This is a genomic window from Defluviicoccus vanus (assembly GCF_014672695.1).
Classification (GTDB): Bacteria; Pseudomonadota; Alphaproteobacteria; order Rhodospirillales; family Defluviicoccaceae; genus Defluviicoccus; species Defluviicoccus vanus.
The window spans coordinates 1,240,773-1,259,542 of the sequence record NZ_CP053923.1 but is presented as its reverse complement, the minus strand read 5'-3'; the positions used below and the strand labels follow the sequence as shown (position 1 = coordinate 1,259,542).

The following is an 18,770-nucleotide window of genomic DNA, read 5'->3' as shown; positions in this document are numbered from 1 at the left end:
TAACGTAGCTGCAAGCTGGAAAAGAGCGACGCCATGGCCGCTTCGTACGTCCTCGCCATTGATCAGGGAACCACAGGGTCGACCGTGATCCTGTTTGACCGCTTCGCGTCGATCAAAGGCCGCGCCTATGGCGAAATCACCCAGCATTTCCCCTACCCGGGTTGGGTTGAACAGGACCCGGACGAAATCTGGACAGTCACCCTGGGCGCCGTGGAGCGGGCACTGGCCAGTGCCGGCGTCGGCGCCAGCGCCGTGGCGGCGATCGGCATCACCAACCAGCGTGAGACGACGGTGCTGTGGGATCGGCGCGACGGCCGGCCGGTCGCCCGCGCCATCGTCTGGCAGGATCGGCGTACCGCGCCCCTGTGCGACGCGCTGAAGGCGCGCGGGCTGGAGGAGACCATCCGGCGCAAGACCGGCCTGGTCATCGATCCGTATTTCTCTGCCAGCAAGATCAAGTGGCTGCTCGATCATGTGCCCGGCCTGCGGGCGCGGGCGGAACGCGGCGAGATCGCCTTCGGCACGATCGATGCCTGGCTCGTCTGGCACCTGACCGGCGGGCGGGCGCACGTCACCGATTACAGCAACGCGGCACGGACGCTGCTGTTCAACATCCACACGTTACGCTGGGACGAGGACCTGCTGCAGCTCTTCGATATCCCGGCTGGCATCCTGCCGGAGGTGGTGGCGTCGTCACAGGTCTGCGGCCACACCGATCCGGAGCGGTTTTTCGGCACCCGGNGCGATTCCCCGGTGGCCGGCCTCGCTGGCGACCAGCAGGCCGCTCTCTTCGGCCAGGCCTGTTACCACCGCGGCATGGCCAAGAACACCTATGGCACCGGCTCCTTCGTGCTGATGCACACCGGCAACCAGGCGATCGCCAGCGGGCATAACCTCCTGACCACCATCGCCTGGAAGATTGGCGACGAGCCGGTGGAGTACGCCCTCGAAGGCGCCATCTTCGTCACTGGCGCCGGCGTTCAATGGCTGCGCGACGGCCTCGGCATCATCACCGAAGCGGCAGAAACCGAAGTGCTGGCCGCATCACTGCCCTCGAACGAAGACGTCTATTTCGTCCCCGCCCTTGTTGGGCTCGGCGCACCGCACTGGGATGCCTATGCCCGTGGGATGATCATCGGCCTCACCCGCGGCACGACGCGGGCGCATCTGGCACGCGCCGTCCTCGAAGCCATGTGTTACCAGAGCCGCGACGTGATGGACGCCATGGCCGCCGATTCCGGGATCGCCCTGGCGGCGCTGCGTTGCGACGGTGGCGCGGTTGGCAACGGCTTCTTGATGCAGTTCCAGGCCGACATCCTCGGCGTCGCAGTGGAGGTACCGGAGGTGGCAGAGACTACGGCCCTCGGCGCCGCCTATCTCGCGGGCCTTGCCATCGGTTATTGGGCCGACCGGGACGAAATTGCCGCCAACTGGCGGATCGCCCGTCGCTACGCCCCAGCCATGGATGCGCCGCAGCGCGGCAGCCTTTACCGCCGCTGGCAGCACGCCGTCACGCGGGCGCGCGACTGGGCACGTGGCGACGAGACCGTGCAAGGCGATGCCGATCCTTTGGCAAGCCAAGCGCCAAGCGCATAGACCCGCAGCCGCCGCGCCGGCACTGACGCGACCGGCGACGATCGATCGCAGGGTGATCGTAGATGCTTTAATGCCGCGCTGATGACCGAACCGGCAGCGATAAGACAACCTGGGCATCCGAAGATGCCTGTCTGCGGATGCCCAGGTCTTCCTCGTTTTCGTCCGCAGCACCTTGGGGCTGCTATCGCTATGGCCAACCGATACACCCGGCCTCGCCACTCGCGTCAGGACTTTGCCGCTTGCCTGCATGCAGCGGTCAGCATCGGTGCGTTGGAACTTTAGCTAAAGCGTAAAAGCACTCCGCCTACGCGGTGCAACGGGCGCGCAGGTGTTCCTTCGCCGCACCGATCAACTGACGAAGGCTTGTATCGCTGACGCCATCACGCTGCATCAGCAGCAGCGTCAGCGGATCGCCCAGCAGATCTTCGAGGCGTGGTTCAATGCCGGCTTCGGCATAGGGTTCGTGTCGTCCGGCGGAGCGTCGTGGCTCTCGCCCAACGAAAGGCATATACTGCTCAATCGCCACTTGATGGACGCAAGCTTCCAGCACTTCTCTCCTCCCTTGGTCTCGCTGCAGCAGAATAACATCGCGGCAGAAACGGCACTTTCCTCGCAGACCTTACAGATACATGGTCTCTTTTTATTAGGAACTGGCTCGATTTATTTTCGAGCTCCGTATTTTACGTGGATCGGCTGTTTGACGCGCACGCAAACCTCCTACAAGGACGCGTCAAACTGTGTCTCAGAAGCATCGGGCGTACTAATAATCATAGTATAACCCGTTGCGGGGGCGAGACAAGCGGTGTGGTAGAGAGTCGATGGGGAGCGACCAACGCAGAGGCGAGAACGGAGGTTTCAGTGGCCGCAGCGGGCAGCGCCGAGGATTTGTCCCACGCCGCCTGCCTGCACAAGCACCGCACAGCGGCCATCCTTCCAGGTGTCCGCTTTCATCTCGGCGGTCATTTCTGTCTGCCCGCCAGACCAGGAGCCGACAGCGGTGAGATTGCGCACCACATTGAAGTTTTGCACCGCTTGGCCGCTGTTCTCGCCACTGCCAATGTGCGTGGTCTGGACGCGATCGAAGGTCGTCAGCCAGACGGTCGCTGGCGCAGGAACTTTGGCCGCGTCCAGCGCAATGGTCAGGCGGCTCGGCTCCTGCCAGCTAAGCTGGACCGCTGCCGTTGCCACCGGCGCGGCCTCGATCGCCCGCATTACGGCGGCACGATCGCTGCCCGTTACCTGCGCGGCCCCCTGCACCACCATTTGCGGCGTATAGACGTAGCGAACGGAGAGGAGGTGCGCATAGTCGCGCTGACGTTGGGAGTAGACCGCCGAGGCAAAGGGGTCCTTCCAGCCGAGATAGTCCCAATAGTCCACGTGCTCGGACAGAACAAGGAGATCGGGGCGGGTGGAGAGAGCGCCGAGCAGTAGATCGGCCGCCGGGCAGGCCGAGCATCCCTGCGAGGTGAACAGTTCGATCACGGTCAGTCGCTGCTCACAAGCGCGGGCCACGACCGGCATCAGGCCGGCCATCGCCACCGCACACCACGCCCGCACAAGGGAAACAAGCACGTCGCTCATACACGGCAGATATGGCCGGATGCCAGTCACGTCCAGCCACAACCGCGTTACAAACCACGCCGACTTTCCCGATCGGAACCCGCGGCCAGTGAGCCGGCCGCGGGACGAACGGAACGACGTGACGCGCGTCAAGCGCGCCCGGACGCGCTCAGCTGGCCGCAGCCAGGTTGCCAAGGACGAACTGCAGGATACCGCCGTTGCGATAGTATTCCACCTCATCAAGGGTATCGATCCGGCACAAGAGCGGCACGGTATCGGTGCGTCCGTCGGCGCGGTGGATGGCCAGCGTTACGTCCATCCGCGGCATGATCTCGCCGGTGAGCCCAGTGATGTCGAAAACCTCCGAGCCATCAAGGCCAAGCGTCTTGCGGCTGACACCCTCTTTGAACTGCAGTGCGAGGATCCCCATCCCGATCAAGTTGGAGCGGTGGATGCGCTCGAAGCTTTCGGCGATCACCGCCTTGACGCCGAGCAGGCGCGTTCCCTTCGCTGCCCAGTCACGCGAAGAACCGGTGCCGTACTCCTTGCCGGCGATCACGACCAGCGGCACTCCCGCCGCCTGATAGGTCATCGCCGCATCGTAGATGGGCATCAGTTCACCATCGGGCTGATGGCGGGTGACACCGCCTTCGGTTCCCGGTGCCATCTCATTGCGGATGCGGATGTTGGCGAACGTGCCCCGCATCATCACTTCGTGATTGCCGCGGCGCGAGCCGTATGAGTTGAAGTCGGCGGCGGGAACACCGTTGGCGATCAGGTAGCGCCCGGCGGGGCTATCCTTCTTGATCGATCCGGCGGGAGAGATGTGATCGGTGGTCACCGAGTCGCCGAGGATGGCCAGAGCGCGGGCCGAGACGACGTCATTGAAGCCCTGCGGCGTCAGGTCGGCGAAGAACGGCGGGTTACGGACGTAGGTCGACTCTTCAACCCACTCATAGGTGTTGCCGGTGGGGGCCTCCAGCGCCTGCCAGGCAGTATCGCCGAGGAAGACGTTGTCATAACGCTGGCGGAACATCTCCGGCGTCAGCACCCGTTCCATGGTCTCGCGAATGTCGTGGTTGGTCGGCCAGATGTCGCGCAGGTAGACCGGCTGCCCCTCTTCACCGGTGCCCAGTGGTTCGTTAAGCAAATCCAGCTTCATCGTGCCGGCAAGGGCATAGGCCACCACCAGAAGCGGCGACGCGAGGTAATTGGCCTTGGTTTGCGCGTGGACGCGGCCTTCGAAGTTCCGATTACCGGACAGGACGGCGGCGACGGTCAGATCGCCATCGTCGATCGCCTTGGTCACCGGATCGGGCAGCGGGCCGGAGTTGCCGATACAGGTGGTGCAGCCATAGCCGACGAGGTTGAAACCGACCGCATCGAGATCTTCCTGCAGGCCGGCGGCATTCAGATAATCGGTGACCACCTGCGAGCCGGGGGCAAACGAGGTCTTGACCCACGGCTTGACGGTCAACCCGGCGCGCCTGGCGTTGCGGGCAACGAGGCCGGCGCCGATCAGCACGCTCGGATTGGAGGTATTGGTGCAGCTGGTGATGGCGGCGATCACCACGTCGCCATCCTTGACCTCGAAGTTGGCACCAGGCGCGGCGGCCACATGGTCCGGCTTGTCGCCACGCTCTTTCGCCAGATAGGCCTTGAAGGCGGCGGCCGACGACGACAGGGACACCCGGTCCTGCGGCCGGCGCGGACCGGCAAGCGACGACTCTACCGCCGCCAGATCGAGTTGCAGCGAGTCGGTAAACGCCGGATCGGGCGTGTTCGAATCACGCCACAGGCCCTGCTCCTTGGCGTAGGCTTCGACGAGGGCGACGCGGGCCGGATCACGGCCGCTGAAGCGCAGGTAATCGACGGTGGCACGGCTGATCGGGAAGAAGCCGCAGGTGGCGCCGTATTCCGGGGCCATGTTGGCGATCGTCGCCTGGTCGGCCAGCGTCAGATGGTCGAGGCCGGGGCCGTAGAATTCGACGAACTTACCGACGACACCCTTCTTGCGCAGCATCTCGGTGACCATCAGCACCAGATCGGTGGCGGTGGTTCCTTCCTTCATCGCCCCGGTGAGCTTGAAGCCGATGACCTCGGGAATCAGCATCGAGATCGGCTGGCCGAGCATCGCCGCTTCCGCCTCGATGCCGCCGACGCCCCAACCAAGGACGGCCAGTCCGTTGATCATCGTCGTGTGGCTGTCGGTGCCGACGAGGGTGTCGGGATAGGCAAGCACCGAGCCATTGTCCGGCGTCGTCCAGACGGTCTGCGCCAAGTATTCCAGGTTGACCTGATGGCAGATGCCGGTGCCCGGNGGAACGACGCGGAAGTTGTTGAAAGCCGACTGGCCCCAACGGAGGAATTCGTAGCGCTCGCGGTTGCGCTCGTATTCCAACTTGACGTTGGTCCCGAAGGCGCTGGCGTTGCCGAAGGCATCGACCATCACCGAGTGGTCGATGACCAGATCGACGGGCACCAGCGGATTGATCTTCGCCGGATCGGCGTTGGCAGCAGCCATGGCGTTGCGCATGGCAGCAAGATCGACCACGGCCGGCACGCCTGTGAAGTCCTGCATCAACACCCGCGCCGGCCGGAAGGCTATCTCACGATCGGAACTCCGCGTCTGCAGCCAAGTGGCGACGGCATGGACGTCGTCGATGGAAACGGTCCGGCCATCCTCCCAGCGCAGCAGGTTTTCCAGCAACACTTTGAGCGAAAACGGCAGTGCCTCGACGTTACCGAGGCCCGCGGCGCTCGCAGCGGGGATGCTGAAATAGTCATATTTATGACCGCCGGCGCTCAGGCTGCGGCGACAGTTTAGGCTGTCATTGCCGTGCTGCGACATGGGGACGCTCCCTGACGAAACCAATGTGCGAACCAAACCGATGCGCGGCGCGAGAAACCACAGATCGACGGTCCTGTAAACCGTTTCCGCACACATGGCTTTCGCGCCGACTTCGGTGAGAAGTGTGATCCTGGACATTGTTGGCGCGACCGTCCTGGGCAAGTCTAGATATCACGTGACAGTGGCTTGGATCGAAGGGGATTGAGCGATGGCATGCCGGACGGCGTGAGCCAGCCCGACGATCGGAGGATGGCGCTGTGCCAACATCCAAGAGTTGTGATCGTGCAAGCAGCCTGGACGGTGATCGCAAAGATACGGAAGCGAACATGTGGACCCGGCCGCGGCAATGTGAATAACGTGTGATTGCTTGGTCATTTGTCCTTTCCGAATAGTGTCGGAAGGTTTTGTTGGTACAGTAAGGCGATGATTATGAACATGGCACGTCTATGGGTTGAGATGCGCCTGGAGGAATATGTCATGGACAATAGCAGGCTGGCTGGGTATACAGAGAGTCGAGGAGGACACCAAGAATTGGCCAATGAACCGGTGCAGTTGCAGACGCTGGAAAGTGGTGGGCTGGGGAGGAAAGAGCTTGAGCGCCGATTGTCGCACCCTTCCGGTTCTTCTGGGGTGCGATCAACGCTGACCGGCCGTTAGGTCAAACAGCACCGAGCACGCCATCGGCTTCGCGGAAGCGGGGTTCTTGTAATGTTACTAAACCCTGGATTGAGCGCGCATGACTTACGTTCGTCCTTGGCGTCGCAAACGTGGCCCAAGGGCATCACTTGCGCGCGTTCAGCTCTGGCGCTTCGCATTGCCCCGCTCGTTGGGTTTGGCGGAAGGAAGTCGTGGGCTAAAATGCGGGTTCCGCCGTTAATCAACCTAGTGACCATGTGGATCGATCGCAGCGCGGTACCGGTTTAGATCGGGAAGCGACGCCAGCTATGCACCTTGAAACCTCCCAGGCTCATATGACCTCGATAGATACTTCCATCCCGGCCGATACAGACGTCGTCAACCCGCGCACGCCGGCAACGACGCGAAAGTCTCTGCTGTTATCGGAAAGCATCGTCTCCGGGCTCGTCCGGGTGGCTGACGCACTCGCGATCGCCCTCACCGGGCTGCTGTTCTACAGTTACCTCTTCAGCTGGAGTTCAGAGGCGTATCGCGCCTATCTGACGGAAATTGCCGTTAATATCGGGCTGACGTTGAGCGTCTTTCACTACGCCGGACTGTACGATTTCAACACCATCGTCGCTTGGCCAAGCCGCATGCGGCAGATGGTCCTGCTCAGCGCGCTGGTCATGCTCGTCCTGGCTGCCTTGGCGGTTGCGCTGCAAATTGCCGATCAGTTCTCGCGTTTGTGGTTTTTTGCCAGTTTCGTCGGCTCCTCATTGCTGATGTTTACCAGCCGCGGCATCGCCAAGTCGATGATCCGCCGGTTGGCGCGCTCGGGAACCCTGATCCGCAACATGGCAATTGTCGGCGCCAGCGGTCAGGCGCAGCATTTGGTGGAGCGTCTGCACCAGCACGATGCACCGTGGAAGCGCATTATCGGCGTGTTTGACGACCGGCGAACCCGGATCAGCAACGACATCGACGGACTGCCGGTGCTGGGTAACCTGGATGACCTGGTTACTTATGTGCGGCGCGGCCTGATCCAGGACGTGGTGATCACCTTGCCCTGGAGCGCCGACGCCCGACTGATCAATATCATCGGCAAGTTGCGTGCGCTACCGGTGCACGTCTATCTCGGCTCCGACCTGATCGGTTACCATTTCCCCCGCCACCGCGAGCAGTTCCTCGAAGGCGTTCCGGTCATGGAGATCGCCTCCGCGCCGCTCACCGGCTGGAGCGGACTGCTGAAATCGATCGAAGACAAGGTCATCGCCAGCATCATCCTGCTCCTGCTATCGCCACTGATGCTGGGGATCGCCTTAGCCGTCCGTCTCGACAGCCCGGGCCCAGTGCTGTTCCGCCAGAAGCGATACGGTTTCAACAACGAGGTGATCGTTGTTTATAAGTACCGGTCGATGTATCACAATCGCCCAAAGGAGGCGGGGGTAATACAGGCCCGGAAGGGAGATCCCCGGGTTACCCGCATCGGCGGAATTTTGCGACGCACCAGCCTCGACGAATTGCCGCAACTGCTCAACGTCCTGAAGGGTGATATGTCGCTCATCGGGCCACGGCCACACGCCGTCGAACACAACGAGCAGTATGCCAAACTGATCGGTGGTTATCATGGTCGCCACAAGGTGAAGCCGGGAATCACCGGATGGGCGCAGGTGTGTGGCTTCCGCGGCGAGACCGATACCCTCGACAAGATGCGGATGCGCGTCGAGCACGATATCTTCTATATCGAAAACTGGTCCATTTGGTTCGATGTGAAGGTTTTGTTCCTGACTGCATTTATCGGCTGGACACACAAGAACGCCTATTAGCCGAAACAGATCAACCCGCAGGTAACGTGCGGTTGATTTATCGTTGTGATATGATCATCTCAGGGAATGCCGCGGCTACATCGCAGGCTTTCTGGTGATGCCGCCGACGGGCGAAAAACGCCCGCGGCGGCAAACGGGTCGGCAGAGCACGTGCGGCGGATAAAGCCGGCGTTAACGCATTCGTGATCCGATACATGGTCGCTCGGGGAAATCCAAGCGTCGGGCATCGCCCTTAGAGGCGTTTCGGATTGTGCACCCACCGCACTGCGTATAGAGTAGCAAACAAAGCGGGGCGGGGATAAAGGATAGGATGCGGCATGCGAACTAATAACGAATTTGTCCTTATTTTATCTCAGCACTTCTACCCTACATTGATCGGCTCCGCTGCTTATATCACCGATTTCTCACGGTGGATGGCTGAGCGCGGTCGTGCAGTCACAGTGGTGACGGATCGGCCGTTTTATCCTGACTACGAGATCGCCGCCGGCTATGAAGCCGGCCAGCGCGATTGCGAAGAGGTTTTTGGCGTCGACGTACTTCGCTTGCCCACCTACGTGCCCAAGGGTGGACGCGCCATCAAGCGCTGCATCAACGAAGCCGTGTTTCTCGCAGGTGTCGTTTCCCGGCTGCTGACAGGCCGGATCAAGCGCAGCACTCAAGTGGTAAGCCTGTGTCCGTCCATCTTTACCGTCCTCGCCGGTGCCGTCGCGACAAAACGATCCGGACGGCACGTGGCCATCGTCCACGATATCCAGTCCGGACTTGCTGCCGGCCTTGGCATGCTCGGCTCCGGGCCAATTCTGCGTTTGCTGCAGTCACTCGAGCGATTCGCTCTTAACCGCGCCGACAGCATCATCGTCCTCTCTGAGCACATGCGCGAGGTGTTGCAGCGCCAGGGCGTTCGCCGCCCGATCGAAGTCATCCCCATCTGGGTTGATCTGAACCAGATTTTTCCGCTGCCGCGGCCGGATGGCGCGCGCCCGGTGGTTCTCTACAGTGGCAATCTCGGTCGCAAGCAGGGTTGGGACCAGCTTATCGCCATGGTAGAAATTCTCCGCGATCGGCGGCCCGACATCCAGGTGGTCATTCGCGGTACCGGCTCGCGCATCGACGTGCTGCAAGAGGAGATTCAGGAGCGGCGACTGACCAACGTCTCGCTCCAGCCACTCGTCCCCGCCGAGCAGCTTAACGAGGGACTGGCCGCTGGCGACGTCCACCTCGTTCCCCAGGATCCCAATGGTGCCGACTTCGCCATTCCCTCGAAGGTGTACGGCATCATGGCCGCCGGCCGGCCGTTCGTCTGTACGGCGGTTCCCGGCTCGCCGCTCGCCCTGCTGGAAAAGCAGACGCAAAGCTGCGCCTGCGTGCCGCCAAATGACCCCGACGCTTTTGCCGACGCGGTCATTCGCCTCGCCAGCGATCCCGCATTGTGTGAAGGCATGGGACAACGGGCACGTGACTACGTCGCTGCGACCGCATCCCGCGACGTGGTTCTCTCGCGCTATCTTGACCTGCTGCTGGGCCAATCCAATCCGGCGACAAAGGAAATCAGGCAGCTTCAGCCCGCGCTCGACCGCTAATCTGGCCCTGTAAACGGGATATCCGGACCCAGCCCATCGGCTCCTGGTGTTACTGTGTTGGGAGTTTGATCGAAGGTTGCGGAGAGGATGTCCCAGCCGAGGAACGGCCAATATGCCAGTACCGTCGCCATTGATCCTTGGCCCGGGCGACGCTGCGGGACGCGAGACGGACGGTGTCAGCTGCCAGCCGCCTCGGTCGCTCGCCGCATCGTCCGGAACTGCTGCCATCACCTCGCGTTGAACTGGCCAACCACGAGCGGCGGCCAAGTTAACGGTTTTGTATGCGCGGCGGAGCGCGACGGCCGGTGTACGCGCAGTTGCGCTGGTGTTCGGCGGCACTGACAATACCCCCGGCCTCATGCCGCGATCCGGGGGGGCTGCCCAGAGCCTCTTATCGGTGCGGGTCCCGCCGGGTGCTTGCCTCGGTGTTGCGTATCGCTCAAACGGCAGTACTCCACGTGCACTTTGCGGACGGTGGCAGGCTGGGCGCCAACAGCGTTGCCTTGCTCATCTACCGCTCCACCCGAGGCCAAGACGCCCGGCGCACTCCCGTCCGCGCCGCTACTGACCGGCCTCACCGGTTACAGCGACTGGTGTCAGGCGGCGTGAGGCAGCGAATGACGCGTAACCGCGGCTGATCCTCTGTTGCCAGGGCATCTCCACGTAGGTGTAGGTTAAGTATGAAATGCCGACCACCACCAAGAGATAGACGAGACAGACTAGGTCGCCCTGCAGCTTGTTGCCGAGAATAATGAAATGGCTGTCGTTCAGCAGGTCTTGCGGCAGCGCCGCCGGTATGGGGCCGGTGAGCTGAATGTGGAACAGCTTTTCGATTATGCTCACCGGTCGATCGATCAGGTTATTGGCGATGAACGCGTGCACTAGATAGATCGAGTATGACAGCCGTCCGAGAAGCTGGCAGGGCTTACACATTAACAACCGAGAGACGCATCCACCCTGGAAAGCAAAGATATAGACGACGAGTGAGAATAGAACCGGGGCTGCGAAGGACAGGCTTGTACGACCGGCAAAGGTGATGAAGAGACCGGTCGACGTGATCGCAGCCAGTTCACACGCGCTTGCGAAGCGTAATGGTCGCGAGGATGACCTGAGGTACAGCAACCAAACGAAGACGCCGCAAAAGAAGCCGTAAAGACAGCGGAAAAAACCGAAATCATAGCTAGCGTCAATGCCGTGCTGCGCCTGAGTCATCAGTATGATGGCACCGGTTACCAGCGCCAGGGCGAAGACGAGCGTGCGGCTACGCACGGACAGCGTCACGGTGAGAAACAGCAAAACGCCAAAGAGAATATTAACGTAGAACTCGCTGCTGATGCTCCAGCTGGGNGAGTTCCACGTCAGCTCCTGGTGAATTCCGAATGCTTGCAGCAGAAACAGGTTGCTGAAAAAGCTTTGAACGCTGGTTTCGCCGCTGAATGGCTCCAGCCCGGAATGCACGCCATGCGAAACCGCACCCAGTTTCGCCAATTCCACGCCAAGAAATGCCAGCAGAACGACCACGTGCAGCGGATAAATGCGACCGACGCGCCTGACGATGAACAGCTTCAGGGATTCGCTGTCCTTGACACGGGAGAGCGATACCGCGGCAATGACAAATCCGCTCAAGACAAAAAAGAAATCTACATAAAAGAACGCGTACCGAATCAAGGCCACATCATACAAATGATTATAGACACCGAGATGGAAGATGGCGACGATGAGNGCGCACACGCCGCGCCAGCCATCGAGAGCCTGAAACCGCATGCAATGGTCCCTATGCCATGAGGGCTTCGTTAGCTGCCACCCGCCGTGCTTGGCAATTCGCGGCTGACCCGGCGACGCTGCCCACGTCCGCTGCCCACTCTTGCCACCGGAGCGCGCACGCTAGCAGTCCGCCACCGCGGACACAGTGCTGGCGGTCACTCGGCGGCTTAAATTTGCCCACGACTGCCGGGGTCGTGATGCGAGCGTCGTCAGGGTATGGGGGCTTCGATCGATGCGATCGCGTTGGCTAAAGGCCATCAACCATTTTGTGCCGCGGCGATTCGTCATTACGACAGGCAGCGGCCTGGCTGACGGCTCCATCCTCGCTCGCGCATTGACCGCGGCAGCATCCTGTGCTTGATCGGGCATAGCAGCCGGCGGCTGCGGCGCGCAGCCGTTAGCGGCTGCATCAATTGGCTGCTAGACGAACCCTGCTCAATGCCGGCAACGCTGATGCGCGGCAAAGCCGAAAACAAGCACAATGTAGGGTGAAGCGAGCACATGACGAATTTGTAACAGCTGATGTTGAACGCAGAAATTCATGTTCTTTCTTTAATTTTGTATTGTCTAGCATCCTAGTGATTTCTGTTCGCGACCACCACTCAGCGGCTTGATGTTTGATATAATTTATGGTTAAATTGCTGGGTAGGGTGCCGCTCGCTGCAGACTCCGCCATTGCCACGCCTGCCGTGTAGGACTAACGACGATCGCCACCGCTTGCAAGAAATGCCATCCGGCATGGCAACAAGAAAATGGTGAAATGCTTTGCCTCAATTGCCTCAATTAGGGGCTAACTTGCGCATCATGGCTCGGCCCGCCTTTAAGAACGTAAAGCGCAACCCGTATAACTTCCTGCTTTATTCAGCGATGCAGCAATGCGGTGTAAAGATTTCTGAATACTCATCGAGATCGCTTCTTGCCTCTCGCTGGGACATTCTGCATTTGCATTGGCCGGAAAGCCTGCTCGAAACGGGATCTCGCCTCGCTGCACTGTGGTCGGAGAAAAAATATCTCCTTCTTCTCGATTATGTGCGCAAGCGTGGTACGCAAGTTATCTGGACAGTGCACGACCTGAAGCCTCACGACTTGGTCTTTCCAGATCTGGAGCAACGTTTCTGGGATGCGGTCCTTGATCGTATCGATGGCTTGACGGCGCTGACCCACAGCGGTCTTGACTTGGCGCTGCAACGCTTTCCGCGGCTGGCTGCTCTGCCCGCTTTTGTGATTCCGCACGGCCACTACCGAGGTCAGTATGCCAGTGGCATGACGCGGACGGACGCGCGGGCGCGCCTGCAGGTCGTTGCCGATCGGCAGGTGATCACTTATTTCGGCCAGATTCGCCCCTATAAGAATGTGCCGCGACTGATCGAGTGCGTGCGCGATGGCAACGACGCGCTGGAGCTTTTTGTTTGTGGGCGACTCAGCAAACGGGTCGACATGGAGGCCGAACTTCGGAGGGCAGCCGCCGACGATCCGCGCATTCACCTGCTGCTGCAGTTCATCCCCGACGATGATGTGCAAATCTATTTTGCCGCCGCCGACCTGCTTGTCTTTCCTTATCGCGACATTCTCAACTCCGGCAGCGCGCTGCTTGGCCTGTCCTTCGACCGCCCGGTGCTGGTGCCCAATCGTGGGGCGATGCGGGAGTTGCAGCAAGCTGTGGGCGCCGACTGGGTTCAGATCTACGACGGCGAGCTTACCCCCAAATCCNTGCGCGAGGCGCTGGCCTGGGCAACGACGACGGCACGGCCGGCACGGGCACCGCTCGAGGCCTTCGACTGGCCGGTGATCGCCCGCCAGACGATCGACGCCTTTGCGGCGATGCGCCAGCCTCGCATCGCCGCCTTGAGTCAGCGGTGATGCGGACCTTCGCCGCCGTCACCACCTGCCATGCCGCCGGTTACGAAAGCTACGGTCGGCTAATGGTGCAGAGTTTCACTGCGCACTGGCCGCAGGAGGTCCCACTTTACGTCTATCGCGAGGGCTTTGCCGCGGACATCGAAAGCCCGCATATCATCTGGCTCGATCTCCTCGCCGAGTGCCCGGAACTGGTGGCGTTCAAGGCCCGTCACAAGGACAACCCGGCGGCACACGGTCGCCACCCGCATCCTCACTGGGAAGTAAAATGCCGTTTCGATCGGCCGCGCTTCAGCATACGTCGCGTGCGGAACTGGGGTGAAGGCTTTCGCTGGGATGCGGTCCGCTTTAGTCACAAGACCTTCAGCATTTTCGATGCTGCCCGTCGTTGTCACGCCGACGTGCTGTTCTGGATCGATGCGGATACCTTCACCTTCAGTGATGTGACGCTGTCGTTCCTTGAAGAACTGATGCCGCCTGATTGCATCGTCAGCTACCTGCGGCGTCCCCGCTATTCCGAGTGCGGTTTCGTTGGCTACAACCTGCGCCATCCGGGCACGCGCACCTTCCTCGCCGAATTCGAACGCCTCTACACCGCTGATACGTTGTTTGCCGAGCGGGAATTCCACGATTCCTACCTGTTCGACGTCATCCGCCGCAAGTTCGAGCGCAAGGGCTATTACGCTCACGACATCAGCGACGGCGCCGGTGACNGAAGGGGGCACGTGTTCGTCAACAGCAAGCTCGGCAGCTTCCTCGACCACCGCAAGGGCGATCGCAAGGAAGAGGGCCGCAGCCGACCGAGCGACCTGCAGGTGCCGCGGAACGAAGATTACTGGCAGCAGGGCCCCACGTCGTAACGCGGCGCAAGTGCTTCGACGCTGGCGTTAGCAACGGCTATCACGTCCCACTGCCGCTTCGGAGATTCATCGCCTCGTTTCGATGTTGATGGTCAGCGTCTTGCGCATCGTCCGACGAGCGTAGCCGGTCATTGGCTGCACCGAATGCCAGGAGTTAAAAGTCTTGACGAAGACGATCGCCTGATTCGGCACGAACGGATAGGTATGCAACACATCCATCTCGTCGAAACCAGCCTTGCGGTTCAAGATATTGAAGGTCTGCCGGACATCCTTGGGCCGGTTCACGTCAGTACCGCCACCAAATTCCGGCTCCCACTCACCGGGGCGAAGCATTGCAATGACCAGGGTGATGAGTTTCGCCGGCGTGTCGGTATGCGGGCGCACGTGGCCACCATCAGAGGGCAGCATCGAGAATTCAAACCGGGCGTTCAACCGATGCGTGCCAAGCTTGAGCGACCCGCGGCCCGATTTGCCGACCAGACTCCGCAGGAAACGCCGCCCCGGCGACAGGCGCTGGCCATAGCCCAGATCCACGTAGCGTTCATGCAGGCATTCCATCACCGATTCGATAAAGTCCTCGCTCTTGATCCATCGATGCAGTTCCCGCCATTCCGGTTGCGAGCGAATGAACTGATGATAGGCTCGTTCGTTGAACTTTTCGGAGAGGACGTATTTATGGCCGACTTTCGGCAAGCTGACGAAGAGGTCCTCCGCAGGAAACGAATCGACCAAACTCGTATATGTTTGCGTATCCATAATCGGCTGCGCACAGCCAATTGGGAAAGGCTCATAGCGTAGTTCAAGATTTTCTAGGCTAAACCTTACCATCCTGAAAGGATCCTTTGTTCTTCTAACGCCTACACACCCTAAATATTTTAGGGTATCTGATCCTCACACTTGGTTATTTCTGGTTCCTTTAGGACACGACGGAACACTTGCATCAAGCAACGTCGAGGAACTCGTTCTACATTAGGGAGCCAGTCGCTCGTCACCCACCCGCGTTGCGGCCTTTTTTCGCCTGCTGCCATTTGCCGAGCGTTGTCTGCACTCCACATGCTCAAGCATACTATCTTCGCGGACGCAATTCACCTAGCCGCGACTGGCAAGCTTTACGTGCAACGCAGCCACACTGTACTCACAAAAAAGGCTGCCGATCCTGGCGCGTGGAAGCGATCTGGGCCTTCGCAACACCCGACGCTGAAGCTCGCTGACCAGCACCAGACTATCCGTTTCCGCGACTGGACGCTCGCTCGATCCACACTCAGCAATCGTCGGCTTGATCGCCGGCACATGAGCGATCTCGAAGCTGAAGCCACGCAGCACAATCGGATGCGTTCGCGTCAGCAACAGCCGGTACGCCGGGCGACCGTGGCAGCGTTTGATGTTTCAAGTTCAATAACAAGAAATATAAACAAAAGGGTACAGATCATGACTGCGGAGACATCCCGTCCAAAGGTCATCCTCCTTGCAGGCTTTCCGAACTCAGGAACAACGATCGCATCCTACATACTTGGGCAGCACCCCAATATCTTTGCGACCGGCGAGCTCTATGGTTTTCCTGCCCGTCAGTTGAAGCCACTGAAAGTGTGCTCGTGCGGTGCCCTAGCCGTCGCATGCCCGTTCTGGACCGATGTCGCGGCCGCCCTGATGCCACTCGCCGACGCCTCTGCCGCGGTTCGGGCGCAGGCCGTCTATGCCAGCGTCTGCCGGCATTCCGGACGGCCCTTTATTGTCGACGTTGCCTGATCTGCACGCCGCCNNCGGGCCATTCGTGCCATCAAGGGCATCGATCTCAGCATCATCCACCTGCGGCGGCGACGGCTGTCGGTCCTACGGTCGCGTCTTAACCTCAAATGCCGGCAGGGGGACATCCGCCCCTACACCCTCGGCTACGTCTATGATGCGATGCGGCACACCCGCCGCCTACACCACTACCAGCGAACGGTCGGCAGCTTCGTCAAAGCCGACGGTACGAGGGCGATCGAGGTTTCCTATGAGGAGTTGTGTGAAGCACCAGCGGGACCGCTGGCACGCATTGGCGAGCTTGTTGGCCTCGACTTCCAGGCCGTCATCGAGCGGTTGGCATCGGCCAAGGCGCTGGATGTGCCGGAGCATATGATTCGTGGCAACGCTCGGCTGCACGCCGACGCCGTCGTCCACGTCGCCCGCCGCTAGCTAGCTGGGATTATGCGTTCAGGTTGGCGGGTGTAGCCTAGTCCGTTGCAATTGCCTAAGATTCTGTGCTCGAAGCCAATCCATATCGTTTCCGCAGCGCCCTCCCGCCATGGTTGATCCCACGCTGCCGCTGCCAGGCCTCTCACCGGTTGCCGGCGAAGAGTTGGTCGCCCGGTTCGATGGCGGCCGGCTGTCGTCCGACGGCGGCCTGTTGGTTCTGCGCGAGATCGAGCGCCGGCTGGAAGTCGCCGATCGTCTCGCCACCTGCATCGACGGCCTGCGCCTTTCTCCGCCGCCCCGTCCGCGCGAGCCGCGCGTCAGCGGCCGTGTCCGCTCAGGTTGCCGGCGAGGGCGGATCCGCGCGCTCCGGCTCACTGCCGAACAGCAGCGTTCGATGCGGGAAGGGGAACTCGATGCCCAGAGCCTCGAAGCGTTTCTTCAATCGGCGGTTAAATTCCCGGCCTATTTCCCACTGCTTGATCGGCCGTGTCTTGATCCGCATTTTGACGATCACCGCCGAATCGGCGAAACTGTCGAGACCGAGCACATCGAGTGGCTCAAGAATATTGACAGCGTAGGGCGGTTCCCGGCGCATCTCGTCGACGATTTCGCGGCACACTTGCGCCACCTGATCGGTGTCTTCCTTGTAGGCGACGCCCACGTCGATGACGTAGTAGGAAAACGTCTTGGTCATGTTGGTGACCGTGTCTACCGAGCTGAAGGGGACGGTGTGGACGGCGCCAGCCTGGTCCCGCAGCTTGATCGCCCGCACGCTCAGGTCCTCCACCACGCCGGACGCACCGCTGACCGTGACCACGTCGCCGACGGCGATCGCATCTTCCACCAGGATGAAAAAGCCGGTGATCACGTCCTGAACCATTTTCTGCGCCCCAAAGCCGATGGCGAGGCCGACCACACCGGCGCCGGCGAGTAAGGGGGCAATGTCGATCCCCAGTTCCGAGAGCGTGATCAGCACCACCATCACCGTCAGCAGCACCACCAGCATCTTGCGGGCAAGGGGCAGCAGGGTGCGGGCGCGTGCGCTCGGCAACCGCACGTCGGCGCCTGAGCCGTTGTGTTGCGTCAGGTAGCGCTCGATCGCCGCGTTGGCGAGCTCCCAGGCGACGACGGCAATACCCAAGGTGAGCGCGATGCTCAGGGCCCCGCCGATGACTTGCTGTCCACGCGGTGTCAGCAACCACGCGATGGCGGGGACTCCCCAAGCATCGAGGACAAACGCCAGCGCAGCAACGACGACAAGACCGGCAATGCCGAGGCGGATGAAGGGTGTATAGCCGTAGAGCCGCCTGCTGAGCGTTGCCGTCGCCGGGGCGGCCTTGAGCGGGGTCACCGCGGCTTCCTTGGGATGCAGCAGGGAAATGGCCATCGCCGCCACGGCGACGGCGGCAGCGGTGACCAGCGTCCCATGCAGAACGTAGGACAGGCCGTCCTCCACATCGAACGCGGCGATGAAAAACAGCACGATCAGATAGGCAATAGCAAGCACGTGCCAGAGGGCGGCAACCAGCCGCAGCAGCGGTGCGACGGCGAAGAAGCGCTGGCATTGGCTGGCTTGGTTCTCGATCCACCGCGAAAACTGGCTACGATGGTAGAGGATGAACAGTCCCGAAAGCAGTGCCAGTGCCAGATACAGCATATCATAAAGCATCGGCGTCAGCCGGTTGGGCAACCCCAACAGCACGGCGGCGGCGATGAGAAANAAGCCACCGACGCCGAGACCGACGTAGCGGCGCACCCAGCGAAAAAGGTCGAGCGCGGTGGCGTCGCCGAGCGGCAGCGGCCGCAGCACCGCGGCACGGGGCGACAGCAGCATCCGGGCAAAGGCCAAGATGGCGCGGGCCAGCACGTAGGCATTGACGAAATTGAGCGCCGTCGACTGCACCGCGCGCGGCGGTTCCAAGGTCAGCGCTGCCACATAGGCGGCGGCAGCGAAGATGACGATCGGTACCAGATCAAGCAGCACCCGTAACGCGCCGCGCCACAATCGCTCCCAGCGCACCTCCGACGTCACCGCTTCCAGCCGCTGTCGCGGCGTCGTCATCAGCCACCAGCTGAGCAGTTC

At 61.2% G+C, this 18,770-nt stretch carries 12 protein-coding genes and 1 pseudogene; 7 read left to right on the top strand and 6 right to left on the bottom strand.

The genetic code is table 11. The features are described from left to right. Positions 1–33 precede the first annotated feature (33 nt). Entirely contained in the window at positions 34–1,596 is a 1,563-nt protein-coding gene (gene glpK, locus HQ394_RS05700; protein WP_190262464.1) for a glycerol kinase GlpK, read from the top strand. Positions 1,597–1,900: 304 nt separating this feature from the next. Here the strand turns inward: glpK and HQ394_RS05695 are convergent, their stop codons facing one another. The 3 genes from HQ394_RS05695 to acnA form a co-directional block, all read right to left on the bottom strand. Beyond that, complete coding sequence (locus HQ394_RS05695) at positions 1,901–2,146, bottom strand: hypothetical protein (protein WP_190262463.1); 246 nt, start codon at positions 2,144–2,146, stop codon at positions 1,901–1,903. A 305-nt stretch (positions 2,147–2,451) separates the two neighbouring features. After that, complete coding sequence (locus HQ394_RS05690) at positions 2,452–3,177, bottom strand: DUF1223 domain-containing protein (protein WP_190262462.1); 726 nt, start codon at positions 3,175–3,177, stop codon at positions 2,452–2,454. Positions 3,178–3,325: 148 nt separating this feature from the next. Further along, positions 3,326–6,007, bottom strand: a complete 2,682-nt coding sequence (gene acnA / locus HQ394_RS05685) for an aconitate hydratase AcnA (protein ID WP_190262461.1) — start codon at positions 6,005–6,007, stop codon at positions 3,326–3,328. A gap of 971 nt (positions 6,008–6,978) precedes the next feature. On the opposite strand from acnA, the gene HQ394_RS05680 reads away from it, so the two are divergent. Further along, positions 6,979–8,451, top strand: a complete 1,473-nt coding sequence (locus HQ394_RS05680) for an undecaprenyl-phosphate glucose phosphotransferase (protein ID WP_223291882.1) — start codon at positions 6,979–6,981, stop codon at positions 8,449–8,451. A gap of 317 nt (positions 8,452–8,768) precedes the next feature. Then, positions 8,769–10,031 carry a glycosyltransferase gene (locus HQ394_RS05675; RefSeq protein WP_223291881.1) on the top strand — a complete coding sequence of 421 codons (1,263 nt, stop codon included), beginning with the start codon at positions 8,769–8,771 and terminating at the stop codon, positions 10,029–10,031. Positions 10,032–10,592: 561 nt separating this feature from the next. On the opposite strand, the gene HQ394_RS05670 is transcribed toward HQ394_RS05675, so the two are convergent. Beyond that, a complete protein-coding gene (locus HQ394_RS05670; protein ID WP_190262458.1) occupies positions 10,593–11,795 on the bottom strand; it encodes an acyltransferase family protein in 1,203 nt (400 codons plus the stop codon). Between the two features lie 804 nt (positions 11,796–12,599). Between HQ394_RS05670 and HQ394_RS05665 the strand changes: the two genes are divergently transcribed. Continuing rightward, positions 12,600–13,655, top strand: coding sequence for a glycosyltransferase (locus tag HQ394_RS05665; RefSeq protein WP_456151487.1), 1,056 nt, complete (start codon positions 12,600–12,602; stop codon positions 13,653–13,655). A 923-nt stretch (positions 13,656–14,578) separates the two neighbouring features. Here the strand turns inward: HQ394_RS05665 and HQ394_RS05655 are convergent. Then, entirely contained in the window at positions 14,579–15,268 is a 690-nt protein-coding gene (locus HQ394_RS05655; RefSeq protein WP_223291880.1) for a hypothetical protein, read from the bottom strand. 534 nt (positions 15,269–15,802) lie between these two features. Between HQ394_RS05655 and HQ394_RS05650 the strand changes: the two genes are divergently transcribed. The 3 genes and pseudogenes from HQ394_RS05650 to HQ394_RS05640 form a co-directional block, all read left to right on the top strand. After that, positions 15,803–16,258 carry a sulfotransferase family protein gene (locus HQ394_RS05650; protein ID WP_190262454.1) on the top strand — a complete coding sequence of 152 codons (456 nt, stop codon included), beginning with the start codon at positions 15,803–15,805 and terminating at the stop codon, positions 16,256–16,258. 159 nt (positions 16,259–16,417) lie between these two features. Next, positions 16,418–16,687: a hypothetical protein gene (locus HQ394_RS05645; RefSeq protein ID WP_223291879.1), complete on the top strand. Its 270-nt coding sequence runs from the start codon at positions 16,418–16,420 to the stop codon at positions 16,685–16,687. 109 nt (positions 16,688–16,796) lie between these two features. Continuing rightward, positions 16,797–16,970: pseudogene (locus tag HQ394_RS05640) on the top strand (transposase); the annotation flags it as partial. A gap of 51 nt (positions 16,971–17,021) precedes the next feature. On the opposite strand, the gene HQ394_RS21445 reads toward HQ394_RS05640, so the two are convergent. Next, complete coding sequence (locus HQ394_RS21445; RefSeq protein ID WP_456151542.1) at positions 17,022–18,344, bottom strand: mechanosensitive ion channel family protein; 1,323 nt, start codon at positions 18,342–18,344, stop codon at positions 17,022–17,024. Positions 18,345–18,770 lie beyond the last annotated feature (426 nt).

Coding starts and splice junctions, on each gene's coding strand:
- HQ394_RS05655 (WP_223291880.1), bottom strand. CDS start 15,268: ATGGATACGCAAACATATACGAGTTTGGTCGATTCGTTTCCTGCGGAG.
- HQ394_RS21445 (WP_456151542.1), bottom strand. CDS start 18,344: ATGCTGTATCTGGCACTGGCACTGCTTTCGGGACTGTTCATCCTCTAC.
- HQ394_RS05650 (WP_190262454.1), top strand. CDS start 15,803: ATGAGCGATCTCGAAGCTGAAGCCACGCAGCACAATCGGATGCGTTCG.
- HQ394_RS05645 (WP_223291879.1), top strand. CDS start 16,418: ATGCGGCACACCCGCCGCCTACACCACTACCAGCGAACGGTCGGCAGC.
- HQ394_RS05680 (WP_223291882.1), top strand. CDS start 6,979: ATGACCTCGATAGATACTTCCATCCCGGCCGATACAGACGTCGTCAAC.
- HQ394_RS05690 (WP_190262462.1), bottom strand. CDS start 3,177: ATGAGCGACGTGCTTGTTTCCCTTGTGCGGGCGTGGTGTGCGGTGGCG.
- HQ394_RS05675 (WP_223291881.1), top strand. CDS start 8,769: ATGCGAACTAATAACGAATTTGTCCTTATTTTATCTCAGCACTTCTAC.